Raw genomic sequence first — 13,831 nt, forward strand, 5'->3', positions numbered from 1 at the left:
TGCTGGCCATCCATGGCCAGCCCGTTCGGAGCAGTGCTCCTCACCCCTGGCGTAGGACCTCCTCTTCGGCTTCCCCCCAGCGCCCCTCGCTCTTCCAGAGCCCGATAACTACTTGAAATCAAATAATTACCAATACAAAACGGGCAGCCCGTAGGCTGCCCGTTCCATTACCGCGTGGGATGCGTCGCTTAGCGGCGCAGGCCCAGGCGCTGGATCAGCGACTGATAGCGCTCGAAATCCTTGCGCTTCAGGTAGTCCAGCAGCTTGCGGCGCTGGTTGACCATGCGGATCAGGCCACGACGGGAGTGGTGATCCTGCTTGTTGGTCTTGAAGTGGTCCTGCAGGCCATCGATGTTGGCGCTCAGCAGGGCCACCTGCACTTCGGGGGAACCGGTGTCGTTCTCGCCACGACCGTACTCGTTGACGATTGCGGACTTCTGCTCGGCTGTCAGTGCCATCTGTCTCTCCAGTAAGCAATATGCCTGAATGATGAGTGTGTGAGACCACGCATATTTGCAGTCTCGGGCGTCTCTCCCTTCAATCGGCTGCGGTGCTCAGCAGCCGTTTCGGCGCCACCTCCTGTGGCCCCGCCACCACGCCGAGGCCCAGGAAGGCCCCGTCGCAGTAGAGTCTTGCCGTCTCGTCCCCGGCCAGCTCGCCGGTCTCGACCCGGGCCGCCTGGCCATGGGTCAGCCGGCTGGCCGCCACGGCATCGACCTCGAGCCGTGGCAGGTGGTCGACCAGCACGTCGACGGGCCACAGCACCGCCTCGCGCTCGGCCTGGCCGGGCAGGGCCTCCAGCGCGTCGAGGGTCAGCATGCCCTCGCTCGTGAAGGGGCCCGTCTCCAGGCGGCGCAGCGCGCTGATGTGCGCCCCGCAGCCCAGAGCCTGGCCGATGTCCTCGGCCAGGGTACGGATATAGGTACCCTTGCTCACACGCACTTCGAGTTCGAAGGCGGTATCAGCAAGGGCAAGAAGGCGCGCATCATACACCGTCACGCGCCTGGCTGCACGCTCGATCGACTTGCCTTCGCGGGCCAGCTCGTAGAGCTTGCGCCCCTGATGCTTGAGCGCCGAGTACATCGGCGGCACCTGATCGATCTCCCCGCGGAAGCGCGCCAGCACGCCCTCGACGTCGGCCTCGGTCAGCCGAGGCACCGCGCGGCGCTCGACCACCTCGCCCTCGGCATCACCGGTGTCGGTGATCGCGCCGAGCTCCACCCGGGTGCGGTAGACCTTGTCGGCGTCCAGCAGGTGGGCGGAGAACTTGGTCGCCTCGCCGAAGCACACCGGCAGCAGGCCGGTGGCCATGGGGTCCAGCGTTCCCGTATGACCGGCCTTCTGGGCCTGGAACAGGCGCCGGGCCCGCTGCAGCGCATGGTTGCTGGACAGGCCCGGGGGCTTGTCCAGAAGCAGCACGCCGTTCACCGGCAATCCGCGACGCCGCCGTGCCATCAGTCGCGCTCGTCCCTGTCTGCCGAACCATTGCCTGTCGAACCCTCGTCTGCCGGCCCGCGGTCGTCATCCGCCGCCTCGTCCTGCTGGGCCTGGTCGCTGGCGACGGCCTCGTCGATCAGCGAGGAGAGCCGCTGGCCACGCACCACGCTCTCGTCGTAGTGGAAGCGCAGTTCCGGCACATGGCGCAGCTTGATGCGACGGGCGATCTGGCTGCGCAGGAAACCGGCGGCCCGCTTGAGCACCGCCAGGTTCTCCTTGATGCGTTCGGGTGTCTGCTCGCCCAGCAGGGTCACGTGGACGTCGGCATAGCCGAGATCGCGACTGACCTCGACGCCGCTGACGGTGACCATGCCCAGCCGCGGATCCTTGACCTCGCGCTGGATGAGCACCGCCAGCTCCTTCTGGAGCTGGTCGGCCACCCGGTCGGTACGCTTGAACTCGCGCATGTACGACTCCTCGCGCCCTTAGAGGGTCCGCTCGACCTTGACCTGATCGAAGACCTCGATCTTGTCGCCGACCTGGACATCGTTGTAGTTCTTCACGCCGATGCCGCACTCCATGCCGTTGCGCACTTCCTGGACGTCGTCCTTGAAGCGGCGCAGGGACTCGAGCTCGCCCTCGTAGATCACCACGTTGTCGCGCAGCACGCGGATCTTCTTGTTACGGAAGACGCTGCCCTCGACCACCATGCAGCCGGCCACCGCGCCGATCTTGGGTGCACGGAAGACATCACGAACCTCGGCCACGCCGACGATCTCTTCCTTCCACTCCGGTGCCAGCATGCCGCTCATGGCCTGCTTGACCTCGTCGATCAGCTGGTAGATGACGCTGTAGTAGCGCAGGTCCAGGCCTTCACGCTCGATTATCTCGCGGGCCGCGGCATCGGCACGCACATTGAAGCCGACCACGATGGCGTCACTGGCCAGTGCCAGGTTGGCATCGGTGCCGGTGATGCCACCCACGCCGGAGGAGACCACGGCCACTTCCACCTCGTCGGTGGAGAGCTCTTCCAGGGCGCCCTTGATCGCTTCCAGGGAGCCCTGGACGTCGGCCTTGAGCACGATGTTGAGCTTGGCGGCCACGTCCTGGCCCATCTGGCTGAACATGTTCTCCAGCTTGGCCTTCTGCTGGCGCGCCAGGCGCACCTCGCGGTACTTGCCCTGACGGAAGTTGGCGACCTCGCGGGCCTTCTTCTCGTCGGCCAGCACCATGAAGTCGTCACCCGCCTCGGGCGTGCCGTCCAGGCCCTGAATCTCCACCGGGGTGGACGGGCCAGCCTCGTCGACCTGCTTGCCCAGCTCGTTGGTCAGCGCGCGGACACGGCCGTAGTGCAGGCCGGCCAGCACGATGTCGCCCTTCTTCAGGGTACCGTTCTGGACCAGCACCGTGGCCACCGGGCCGCGGCCCTTGTCCAGGCGAGACTCGACCACCACGCCCTTGCCGGGCGCCTCGGGGACGGCCTTGAGCTCGAGCACCTCGGAGACCAGCTGGATGGCTTCCAGCAGTTCCTCGATGCCCTCGCCGGTGTGCGCGGAGACATGAACGAACTGGGTATCGCCGCCCCACTCCTCGGAGATCACGCCGTGCTGCGAGAGCTCGTTCTTGATCCGGTCCAGGTCGATGCCCGGCTTGTCGATCTTGTTGACCGCGACCACCATCGGCACCTCGGCGGCACGCGAGTGCTCGATCGCCTCGATGGTCTGGGGCATGACGCCGTCATCGGCGGCCACCACCAGCACGACCACGTCGGTGGCCTTGGCACCGCGGGCACGCATGGCGGTGAACGCCGCGTGGCCCGGGGTATCCAGGAAGGTCACGCCACCGTGGTCGTCCTCCACGTGGTAGGCACCGATGTGCTGGGTGATGCCGCCGGCTTCGCCGGTGGCCACCTTGGCCTTGCGGATGTAGTCGAGCAGCGAGGTCTTGCCGTGGTCGACGTGACCCATCACGGTGACCACCGGCGAGCGGGTGATCTCCTCGCCCTCGTAGGAGATGCCCTCGAGGACCTCGGTCTCCAGCGCATCGTCCTTGACCAGCTTGGGCTTGTGGCCCATCTCCTCGACCACGATGGCCGCGGTGTCCTGGTCGATGGTCTGGTTGATGGTCACCGCCGCCCCCATGGTGAACATGGCCTTGATGACCTCGTTCGCCTTGATCGACATCTTGTCGGCCAGGTCGGCGACGCTGATCGACTCGGGGATGGAGACCTCGCGGACGATCGGCTGGGTCGGCTTCTGGAAGCCATGCTTGCCACCACCGCCCTGGCTGCCGCCACCGCGGCGGCCACCACGACGCTCGGCGCGCTTGGCCTTCTTGCCGCCACGGCGACGCTCCTCGCGGTCACCGCGATCGTCGTCGTCGCGCTCGCCACGGCCCTTCTTGCCGGCACCGGCCTTGGTGGTCGCCTTCTTGACGGCGGCGCGGCGCGGCTCGGGACGTCCCTCCTTGGGCGGGGCCGGCGGCTCCTCCGCGGGCGGGGCGGTGTCGAGCTCCGGCACCGGGATTTCAGGCTCGGCGGCGGCCTTCTCGGCCTCGAGCTTGGCCGCGGCCTCGCGGGCAGACTCCTCGGCGGCACGCGCCTTGGCTTCCTCGGCCTCGCGGGCATCCTTGGCGGCCTGGGCCTGCTGGGAATCGGCCATGTCGCCCACCAGCTGGCGCGGCCCGGCGTCTTCCGTCGGCTCCGGCTTGGTCTCTTCCTCGGCACGCTTGACGTAGGTGCGCTTCTTGCGCACCTGAACCTCGATGCTCTTGCCGCGCTCGCCGGTCTTGATGCGGCTGCGCGTCTTGCGCGTCAGGGTGATGCGGTTCTTCGCCCCCGCGCCGCTGCCGCCATGGCTCTTGGTGAGATAGTCGAGCAGCTGACGCTTGTCCTCCTCGGACACGGCATCGCTCTCGGACTTCTGACCGAGCCCGGCTTCCTTCATCTGCTCCAGCAGGCGGGGCACATCGCGCCCCACCTTCGCTGCAAAATCCTTAACGGTCATTTCTGACATTACGACCCTCCTCAGCCCGTGACCCGTTTACTGTTCGTTCTCGAACCATGGCGCACGGGCAGTCATGATCAGTGCCGCGGCGCGCTCCTCGTCGATTCCCTCGATGTCCAGCAGGTCATCGACGGACTGCTCGGCCAAGTCCTCCATGGTGACAATGCCCCGGCTGGCCAGGATGAAGGCCAGATGGCGCTCCATACCGTCCATCTCCAGCAGGTCGTCGGCCGGCTGGGCGCCATCGAGTTCCTCCTCGGAGGCGATGGCCAGGTTCAGCAGTTCATCCTTGGCGCGAGCGCGCAGCTCCTCGATGAGCTCCTCGTCGAACTCCTCGATCTCCAGCATCTCCTCGACCGGCACGTAGGCAACCTCCTCCAGGGAGGTGAAGCCCTCTTCCACCAGCAGGCGCGCCACGTCCTCGTCGATGTCCAGGTGCTGGATAAAATGCTCGACCAGGCTGTCGATCTCCTGATCGCGCTTGTCCTCGGCCTCCTCCTCGGTCATGACGTTGAGACGCCATCCGGTGAGCTCGGAGGCCAGGCGCACGTTCTGGCCACTGCGGCCGATGGCCTGGGCCAGGTTGTCCTCGGCGACGGCCACGTCCATCGCATGGGCCTCCTCGTCGACGAGGATCGAGGCGACATCCGCGGGCGCCATGGCGTTGATCACCAGCTGCGCCGGATTGTCGTCCCACAGCACGATGTCTACGCGCTCGTTCTGCAGCTCCGAGGAGACCGCCTGCACCCGCGAGCCGCGCATGCCCACGCAGGCCCCCACGGGATCGATGCGCCGGTCGTTGGTCTTGACCGCGATCTTGGCCCGCGAGCCCGGGTCGCGTGCCGCGCCCTTGATCTCGATGAGCTGCTCGGCGATCTCCGGCACCTCGATGCTGAACAGCTCGATGATCAGCTCCGGGCAGGTGCGCGACAGGATCAGCTGGGCACCGCGGGCCTCGGGATCGACCTTGACCAGCAGCGCGCGGACCCGCTCGTTCATGCGGTAGCGCTCGCCGGGGATCATCTCGCTGCGCGGCAGGAAGGCCTCGGCATTCTCGCCCAGGTCGATGATCAGGCCGTCGCGTGTCGTCTTCTTGACGATGCCGGCGACCAGTTCGCCCTCGCGCTCGGCATACTGGCGCACCACCTCGGCCCGCTCGGCCTCGCGCACCTTCTGCACGATGACCTGCTTGGCGGTCTGGGCGGCGATCCGGCCGAAGGAGGCGTTCTCGATGCGCTCCTCGACCACGTCACCCAGCCCCAGGGGCGGGTCGCGGCGCTCGGCAAAGGAGAGCTTGATCTGGGCATCGGGCCCGTCGAAGTCATCGTCCTCGACCACCTCCCAGCGGCGGAACGTCTCGTAATCGCCGGTCTCGCGGTCGATGTGCACGCGCACGCTGGCTTCCACGTCCTCGAAGCGCTTGCGCGATGCACTGGCCAGGGCCGCCTCGACGGCCTCGAAGATCACCTCGCGGGGGACCCCCTTCTCGTTGGAGATCGTGTCGACGACCGCCAGAATTTCTTTACTCATGCCTTAGCCTCGCCAGTGAACCTGTCCTTATGCACCGAGCACATCACGTGAACTGCGGGACGACCCGCGCCTGATCGATGCCCTCGATGGGAAAGCAATATTCCTCGCCGTCGATCTGCAGCAGCACCTCATCACTCTCGACGCCGGCCAGCAGCCCCTGGAACTTGCGCCGCCCATCGAAGGGCAGGCGCAGCTTCACGGCCACCACATGACCGGCGTAGCGCTCGAACTGTTCGAGGGTGAACAGCGGCCGGTCCATGCCCGGCGAGGAGACTTCCAGCCGATACTCGCCGGGCACCGGATCCTCGACATCGAGCACCGCACTGACCTGGCGGCTGACATCGGCGCAATCGTCCACGCTGACCCCGTCCTCGTGATCGATATAGATCACCAGGCGGGAATGTTTGCCCTGGGACAGATGATCGATGCCCCATAGCTCGAACCCCATGGCGGAGACCACCGGTTCGATCAGCGCATGCAGCGCAGCATCCTTGATTGCCACGGAAGAAAGCTCCTACAGCCGTTGCATCAGGCACCTGGCCGGGAGTGAAGAGAAGAGTCAGGTGGCTGATTGGCGTTGCCCGGAACAGCGCCGCCGTCTCCGGCTGGCAAGCTGCTAACAAAAAGCCCCTTCACAGGAAGGGGCTTTCACAAGAAACCTGTATACCACTTCGGCTCTCTGGCATGCCCCTCAACATCTGCATGCCTGCCAGGAAGATGGTAGCGGGGACCGGATTTGAACCGATGACCTTCGGGTTATGAGCCCGACGAGCTACCAGACTGCTCCACCCCGCATCAATCTAGGCCGGTGATTGTAAGCCCACATGACGACTTCGTCAAGCGGCAACACCGCATACTGCCAATCCTGCTTCGAAGTCCCGACGTTCATGTCGACCACTTCGCATATGGTGCCGAAGGCGGGACTTGAACCCGCACGGCCATAAAGGCCACTACCCCCTCAAGATAGCGTGTCTACCAATTCCACCACTTCGGCATCGGGGAGGCTGGATGACGACGTCAGTCGCCGCTTTCCTCCAGCGCTGGCGCAGCATTATCCACATCGCTGCCGGCATCGTCAAGGGTCGGCACGGCATTCTGCTGCTCGATCAGCTCCGCGTCGGGAATACCGGCCTCGGGCGCATCGCCGGCCTCGGAAGCGAACCAGGCCAGGGTCAGGGAGGTGGCGAAGAAGGCCACGGCCAGCAGCCCGGTGAACTTCGCCAGGAAGCTGCCGCTGCCCCGCGAGCCGAACACGGTCTGGGAGGCACCGCCACCGAAGGCGGCACCGGCTTCGGCGCCCTTGCCCTGCTGCAGCAGGATCAGGACGACCAGGGCGATGGCGATCGCCACATGGGTCATGAGAATGGCAACTTGCATGGATTCAACCTGCTGACTGACAAATGGCTAGGAAATCGTCGACCTTGAGCGAGGCACCGCCCACCAGGCCGCCGTCGATATCGGACTGGGCGAGCAGCTCGGCGGCATTATCCGCCTTCATGCTGCCGCCGTACAGCAGACGCATGCCGTCGGCCAGCGTCTGGTCATAGCGCGCCAGGCACCCGCGGATGGCCGCGTGCACCGCCTGGGCCTGCTCGGGGCTCGCCGTGCGCCCGGTCCCGATGGCCCACACGGGCTCGTAGGCGACCACCAGGCGGGCGCGCTCGGCCTCGTCGAGGGCATCGAACACCGCCTCGACCTGGCCCAGCACCACCGCCTCGGTGCGCTCGGCCTCGCGCTCCTCGAGGGTCTCGCCGACGCACAGCACCGGCGTGAGCTCCTCGGCCAGGGCCGCCCTGACGCGTGCCAGAACCGCGGCATCGTCTTCCCCGAACAGGGTACGGCGTTCGGAGTGGCCGACCAGCACCAGCCGTGCCCCGCACTCGCGCAGCATCGCCGCGCTGACCTCGCCGGTGAAGGCCCCCGAGGGACGGTCGCTGAGCGTCTGGGCGCCGACCGTCACCGATGTCTCGCCGAGCGCCCGGCCTGCCGCCTCCAGGAAGGGGAAAGGCACCATCAGCGCCACCTCCACGTTCACGGGCAGGGAGATATCGGCGAAGGCCCGGCCGAACTCCTCGACCAGGGCCAGGGAGCCGTTCATCTTCCAGTTTCCGGCGATCAGCGGCATGCGCATGGGGGGTTCCTCTTTCAAGGTGGTGCGAAATGGTATAGGAGGGGCCCATTCAAGACAACCGGCCCCGGGCCGCCTGTCCCGATCAACCGAGCAGCGCCTCGACGTCGCCGGCCAGGCGACGTGCCAGGGCGTCGACATCCAGGTGGGGGCGCCCCTCGACCATCACGCGGATCAGCGGCTCGGTGCCCGAGGCCCGCAGCAGCACGCGCCCCTGGTCGCCCAGCTCCGTCTCCAGGGTGCTCACCGCCTGCTTGAGGGAGGCCTGCTCCAGCAGTGCCTTGGCATCGCTGCCCGGCGTCAGGCGCACATTGACCAGCGCCTGGGGCGCCTTCTGCAGGCCGGCGAGCAGGCGCCCCAGCGACTGCTGCTCGCGAACCATGATCGCCAGCACCTGCAGCGCCGAGACGATGCCGTCGCCGGTGGTCTGCACATGGCCGCAGACGATATGGCCGGAGGACTCGCCGCCCAGTTGCCAGCCGTTGGCGGCCAGCCGCTCCATCACGTAACGGTCCCCGACCCGGGCGCGCTCGAAGGGGATGTCGAGCTCGCCCATGGCGGCCGCCAGGCCGAAGTTGGACATCAGGGTCCCCACCACGCCACCGCCCAGCTCGCCCCGGGCGTGGCGATCCCTGGCGATCAGGTAGAGGATGTCGTCGCCGTCGATCTCGCGGCCGTCGGCATCCACCAGCAGCACCCGATCGCCGTCGCCGTCGAAGGCCACCCCGAGGTCGGCCGACTGCTGGATCACCGCCGCCCGCAGCGCGGCGGGGTGGGTCGAGCCCACCTCCTGGTTGATGTTCAGGCCGTCCGGAGTGGCGCCGATCAGGCTGACCTCCGCGCCCAGCTCGCGGAAGACGCTGGGGGCGATGTGGTAGGTGGCGCCATGGGCACAGTCGATGACCATCTTCAACCCGTGCAGGCTGACCCGGTCGGGGATGGTCGACTTGCAGAACTCGATGTAGCGCCCGGGGGCATCATCGACCCGCATCGCCTTGCCCAGACGATCCGGCGCCACGGTGGTCAGCGACTCCTCGAGCATGGCCTCGATGCGCGCCTCGACCTCGTCGTCCAGCTTGGTACCGGCGGCGGAGAAGAACTTGATGCCGTTGTCCTGGAAGGGGTTATGGGAGGCCGAGATGACGATGCCGGCATCGGCGCGGAAGGTGCGCGTCAGGTAGGCAATCGCCGGGGTCGGCATGGGCCCCAGTAGCATCACGTCGACGCCGGCGGCGGAGAGGCCCGCCTCCAGGGCCGACTCGAACATGTAGCCCGAGATCCGGGTGTCCTTGCCGATCATCACCCGGGCGCGTCCCTTGTCCCGGGTCAGCACCCGGCCGGTGGCCCAACCCAGCTTGAGCATGAAGTCGGCCGTGATGGGCGGCTCGCCCACGGTGCCGCGGATGCCATCGGTGCCGAAGTAGCGTCTAGTCATGCGTACTGCCTTCCTCGAGTACGGCCCAGGTCATGTTCACCGCGTCCACGTGGGGCCCCACGTCGTGGACGCGCAGGAGTCGGGCGCCGCGCTCCACCGCCAGGGCGGAGAGCGCCAGGCCACCGGAGAGGCGCTCTTCCACCGGCCGCTCCAGCACCTTGCCGATCATGCTCTTGCGCGACATGCCCACCAGCAGCGGCAGCCCGAGTTCCCCCAGGCGGTCCATGTGCTTGAGCAGCCGCAGGTTGTGCTCCACCGACTTGGCGAAGCCGAAGCCCGGGTCGAGCAGCATGCGCTCGCGACGCAGCCCGCCAGCCTCGCAGGCCGCCACCCGCTCCGCCAGGAAGGCGGCCACGGCCTCCTCTACCGGTCGGTCGTAACGCGGGTCGTCCTGCATGTCGCCGGGCTCGCCGAGCATGTGCATCAGGCAGACCGGCAGTCCGCTGGCGACCGCCGCCGAGAGGGCCCCCTCGCGGCGCAGGTTGCGCACGTCGTTGATCATGCCGGCACCGGCCTGCGCCGTCGCCTCGATCACCTCGGGCGTGCTGGTATCCACCGAGACCAGGGCATCGAACTCGCGCACCAGGGCCTCCACCACCGGCACCACCCGGTCCAGCTCCTGCTGGACCGAGACCGGCTCGGCACCCGGGCGCGTGGACTCGCCGCCCACGTCGATGATCGCGGCCCCCTCGGCCAGCATCTGCTCGGCATGGCGCAGGGCGTCATCCGGCACCGCATGGCGGCCGCCGTCGGAGAAGGAGTCGGGGGTGACGTTGAGGATCCCCATGATGCGGGGAAAGGAGAGGTCGAGCCGGTGCCGGCCACACGGCAGGTGCGTCGGTGTACGGGTATCCATCATCTTCCTGTTGGTCGAACGGCAAAGGCGCCCCGCAGGGCGCCTGTGGTTGCTGGCGGACGGCCTCAGCTGCCGGCCGGGCCTCCGAGCGGGTCGGAGGGCCGACGCGAGGGCGTCTCGTCATCCTCGGCATCGTCGCTCGACTCCGGGGTGGCCTCGGCGCGCGGCTCGCCGCCCGAGGGCGCTCCGCTGCTGGGGTCGTCCCAGCCCTCGGGGGGCCGCGGATCACGCCCTTCCATGATGTCCTTGAGCTGATGGGAGTCGATGGTCTCGTACTTCATCAGCGCCTCGGCCATGGCGTCGAGCTTGTCGCGGTTCTCCTCGAGGATCTTCTTGGCCTGGGCATAGCAGCCGTCGATGATCTTGCGCACCTCCTTGTCCAGCTTGGAAGTGGTCTCGCCGGACTTGAGCTTGCCGCCCTGGCCGGGCCCGCCGAGGAACTGGTGGGACTCGTCCTCGTCGTACATGATCGGCCCCATCTCCTCGGAGAGGCCCCACTTGGCGACCATGTTGTGCGCCAGCTCGGTGGCCCGCTTGATGTCGTTGGACGCCCCGGTGGTGACACCGTTCGGTCCCAGGGTCATCTCCTCGGCGATGCGGCCGCCGAACAGCGAGCAGATCTGGCTGATGATCTGCTGGCGGGAGAGGCTGTAGCGATCCTCCTCCGGCAGGAACATGGTCACGCCCAAGGCCCGGCCGCGGGGGATGATGGTCACCTTGTAGACCGGGTCGTGCTCCGGCATCACCAGGCCGATGATGGCGTGGCCCGACTCGTGGTAGGCAGTATTGAGCTTCTCCTTGTCGGTCATGACCATGGACTTGCGCTCGGCGCCCATCATGATCTTGTCCTTGGCCATGTCGAGCTCTTCCATGCTCACCAGGCGCTTGTTGCGCCGTGCGGCGAACAGCGCGGCCTCGTTGACCAGGTTGGCCAGGTCGGCGCCGGAGAAGCCCGGTGTCCCGCGGGCGATCAGCGACGGCTTGACGTCGTCGGCCAGCGGCACCTTGCGCAGGTGCACGTTGAGGATGTGCTCGCGGCCACGGATGTCCGGCAGCGGCACCACCACCTGGCGGTCGAAGCGGCCCGGACGCAGCAGCGCCGGGTCGAGCACGTCGGGACGGTTGGTGGCGGCGATGACGATGATGCCCTCGTTGGCCTCGAAGCCGTCCATCTCCACCAGCAGCTGGTTCAGGGTCTGTTCACGCTCGTCGTTGCCACCGCCCATGCCGGCGCCGCGCGAGCGGCCCACGGCATCGATCTCGTCGATGAAGATGATGCAGGGCGCCTGCTTCTTGGCCTGCTCGAACATGTCACGCACGCGTGAGGCACCGACACCCACGAACATCTCGACGAAGTCGGAGCCGGAGATCGAGAAGAACGGCACCTTGGCTTCGCCGGCGATGGACTTGGCGAGCAGCGTCTTGCCGGTGCCCGGCGGGCCCACCATCAGCACGCCGCGAGGAATGGTGCCGCCCAGGCGCTGGAACTTGGTCGGGTCGCGCAGGAAGTCGACCAGCTCCTCGACCTCCTCCTTGGCCTCGTCGCAGCCGGCGACGTCGGCGAAGGTGGTCTTGATCTGGTCCTGGGAGAGCAGCTTGGCCTTGGACTTGCCGAAGCTCATCGGGCCGCCCTTGCCGGCTCCACCGCCCTGCATCTGGCGCATGAAGAACATGAAGATCGCGAGGATCAGCAGGATCGGGAAACTGGCGATCAGCAGGCGCATCCACAGGCTCTGCTGTTCGGGCTCCTTGCCCACCACGGTGACGTTGTTGGAGAGCAGGTCGTCCATCAGCTTGGGATCTTCCGCCGCCGGGCGGATGGTCCGGAACTGGGAACCGTCCGTGCGCTCACCGGAGATGGTGTAACCATCGATGGTCACGCTGCGGACCTGCTCGTTCTGCACCTGCTGGACGAACTGGGAATAGTTCATCGCCTGCGGTGAGCTGTCGACGCTGAAGTTGTTGAACACCGTCAGCAGCACTGCCGCGATGACCAACCACAGAATCAGGTTCTTCGCCATGTCGTTCAAGGGACTACCCTCATTGCAAGAATCTGTCGGCCGAAAATGCCTGGTCCTTCGACACTACATGAGCGGCACATGTTCAGCCAGCCTAGGGCCGGAGCGGAAAACTACCGCCACTGTGACACAGTCGCGGCGCCGTGTCCGGCAATCGGCCCGTTAGGCGCGGCCTATCGTGGCAGCGCGTTCTGTGCGGTCGAGGACATGCCTCAGCCGCGAAACCCTTCCGCCAGCAGGTAGACCTCGCGGGAGCGTGCCCGGGAGGCTTCCGGCTTGCGGGTCACCACACGCGTGAAGCTGCCGCGCAGCTCCTTGAGAAAGGCATCGAATCCCTCTCCCTGGAACACCTTGGCCAGGAAGGTACCGCCGGGCGAGAGCGTCTGGCGTGCCAGGTCCAGCGCCAGCTCGACGAGGACCATCGCCTGGGGCTGGTCGATGGCCGCCATCCCGCTCATATTGGGGGCCATGTCGGACATCACAAGGTCTACCGGCCTATCGCCGAGGGCGGCGAGGATTTCCTCGAGCACGCGCTCCTCGGTGAAGTCGCCCTGGATGAAGTCGACATCCGCCAGGGCATCCATCTCGAGGATGTCGGAGGCGATCACCACCCCCTCGGAGCCGACCTTCTCGGCGGCCACCTGGCTCCAGCCCCCGGGGGCGGCGCCCAGGTCGATCACCGTCATCCCGCGGCGCAGCAGGCGGTCCTTCTCGTCCAGCGCCAGCAGCTTGTAGCTGGCGCGGCTGCGATAGCCGTCCTGCCAGCTCTGCTGCACGAAGCGGTCGTCGAAGTGCTCCTTCAGCCAGCCCTTGCTGGTCTTGCTGGCCGGCGCCTTGCCGGCAGCGGCCTTGGAGCGGGAAGCGTTGGAACGTGCCACGGCATCACCTGTGAATGGCCATGAATGACAGGCAGTCGAGCGGATTCCGGGAAGACCTGGTGGAGGTGCGACGGGGTGCTGACCTGCGGGCCCGGCCGTAGGAAACATGACGGGGACACGGCGGCGAGCTTTCGCCGCGCGGCGTTTCGCCGTACCATGTGCGCTGCGCGCCAACCGGGAAGAAGCAAGATACCATGAGCTTGTCACAGGCACAAAAGAAAGCATTCCGCAGCATCGGCCACCACCTCGACCCCGTGGTCACCGTCTCCGAGAACGGGGCGTCCGAGGGTGTCCTGGCCGAGCTCGACCGCGCCCTGGGCGACCATGAGCTGGTCAAGGTCAAGCTCGCCCTGCCCGACCGCGACGACCGCGCCGCCATGCTCGACGAGCTGGTCGCGGCGAGCCATGCCGAGCTGGTACAGAAGATCGGCAAGATGGCCCTGCTCTACCGCCACAACCCCCGGGTCAACCCGAAGCTCTCCAACATCACGCGCTTCGAGAACCATCACGGGCGGCACTGACGCGCTTCGCGCGAGGAGCAAGG

Annotated in this window: 13 protein-coding genes and 2 tRNA genes; 1 reads left to right on the forward strand and 14 read right to left on the reverse strand. The window is 67.0% G+C overall.

Annotation, left to right across the window (positions count from 1 at the left end; all coding sequences use genetic code 11):
• Window positions 1-188: 188 nt before the first annotated feature.
• From rpsO to rlmE, 14 genes are all read right to left on the reverse strand, one after another.
• Window positions 189-458, reverse strand: a complete 270-nt coding sequence (gene rpsO, locus QLQ86_RS05550; RefSeq protein ID WP_250062010.1) for a 30S ribosomal protein S15 — start codon at window positions 456-458, stop codon at window positions 189-191.
• Window positions 459-537: 79 nt separating this feature from the next.
• Entirely contained in the window at window positions 538-1,455 is a 918-nt protein-coding gene (gene truB / locus QLQ86_RS05555) for a tRNA pseudouridine(55) synthase TruB (RefSeq protein ID WP_282816175.1), read from the reverse strand.
• A complete protein-coding gene (gene rbfA / locus QLQ86_RS05560; RefSeq protein WP_282736824.1) occupies window positions 1,455-1,904 on the reverse strand; it encodes a 30S ribosome-binding factor RbfA in 450 nt (149 codons plus the stop codon). The genes truB and rbfA overlap by 1 nt, the downstream gene beginning before the upstream one ends.
• Before the next feature lie 18 nt (window positions 1,905-1,922).
• Entirely contained in the window at window positions 1,923-4,451 is a 2,529-nt protein-coding gene (gene infB / locus QLQ86_RS05565; RefSeq protein WP_282736825.1) for a translation initiation factor IF-2, read from the reverse strand.
• 27 nt (window positions 4,452-4,478) lie between these two features.
• Complete coding sequence (gene nusA, locus QLQ86_RS05570) at window positions 4,479-5,972, reverse strand: transcription termination factor NusA (RefSeq protein ID WP_282736826.1); 1,494 nt, start codon at window positions 5,970-5,972, stop codon at window positions 4,479-4,481.
• Window positions 5,973-6,015: 43 nt separating this feature from the next.
• Window positions 6,016-6,474 (reverse strand): ribosome maturation factor RimP, encoded by a 459-nt coding sequence (gene rimP / locus QLQ86_RS05575; protein ID WP_106232276.1) that lies wholly within the window; start codon window positions 6,472-6,474, stop codon window positions 6,016-6,018.
• 216 nt (window positions 6,475-6,690) lie between these two features.
• A tRNA-Met gene (locus tag QLQ86_RS05580) sits at window positions 6,691-6,767 on the reverse strand.
• A 111-nt stretch (window positions 6,768-6,878) separates the two neighbouring features.
• Window positions 6,879-6,966, reverse strand: a tRNA-Leu gene (locus QLQ86_RS05585).
• A 23-nt stretch (window positions 6,967-6,989) separates the two neighbouring features.
• Window positions 6,990-7,349, reverse strand: coding sequence for a preprotein translocase subunit SecG (secG, locus tag QLQ86_RS05590; RefSeq protein ID WP_282736827.1), 360 nt, complete (start codon window positions 7,347-7,349; stop codon window positions 6,990-6,992).
• Between the two features lie 4 nt (window positions 7,350-7,353).
• Window positions 7,354-8,103, reverse strand: coding sequence for a triose-phosphate isomerase (gene tpiA / locus QLQ86_RS05595; protein WP_282736828.1), 750 nt, complete (start codon window positions 8,101-8,103; stop codon window positions 7,354-7,356).
• An 82-nt stretch (window positions 8,104-8,185) separates the two neighbouring features.
• Entirely contained in the window at window positions 8,186-9,535 is a 1,350-nt protein-coding gene (glmM, locus tag QLQ86_RS05600; protein ID WP_282736829.1) for a phosphoglucosamine mutase, read from the reverse strand.
• Window positions 9,528-10,394, reverse strand: a complete 867-nt coding sequence (folP, locus tag QLQ86_RS05605) for a dihydropteroate synthase (protein WP_407650047.1) — start codon at window positions 10,392-10,394, stop codon at window positions 9,528-9,530. The genes glmM and folP overlap by 8 nt, the downstream gene beginning before the upstream one ends.
• 62 nt (window positions 10,395-10,456) lie before the next feature.
• Window positions 10,457-12,421 carry an ATP-dependent zinc metalloprotease FtsH gene (ftsH, locus tag QLQ86_RS05610; RefSeq protein WP_282736831.1) on the reverse strand — a complete coding sequence of 655 codons (1,965 nt, stop codon included), beginning with the start codon at window positions 12,419-12,421 and terminating at the stop codon, window positions 10,457-10,459.
• A 200-nt stretch (window positions 12,422-12,621) separates the two neighbouring features.
• Complete coding sequence (rlmE, locus tag QLQ86_RS05615; RefSeq protein ID WP_282816176.1) at window positions 12,622-13,287, reverse strand: 23S rRNA (uridine(2552)-2'-O)-methyltransferase RlmE; 666 nt, start codon at window positions 13,285-13,287, stop codon at window positions 12,622-12,624.
• A gap of 194 nt (window positions 13,288-13,481) precedes the next feature.
• On the opposite strand from rlmE, the gene QLQ86_RS05620 reads away from it, so the two are divergent.
• Window positions 13,482-13,808 carry a YhbY family RNA-binding protein gene (locus QLQ86_RS05620; RefSeq protein ID WP_282816177.1) on the forward strand — a complete coding sequence of 109 codons (327 nt, stop codon included), beginning with the start codon at window positions 13,482-13,484 and terminating at the stop codon, window positions 13,806-13,808.
• Window positions 13,809-13,831 lie beyond the last annotated feature (23 nt).

The organism is Halomonas rhizosphaerae (genome assembly GCF_030012485.1).
GTDB classification, from domain to species: domain Bacteria; phylum Pseudomonadota; class Gammaproteobacteria; order Pseudomonadales; family Halomonadaceae; genus Halomonas; species Halomonas rhizosphaerae.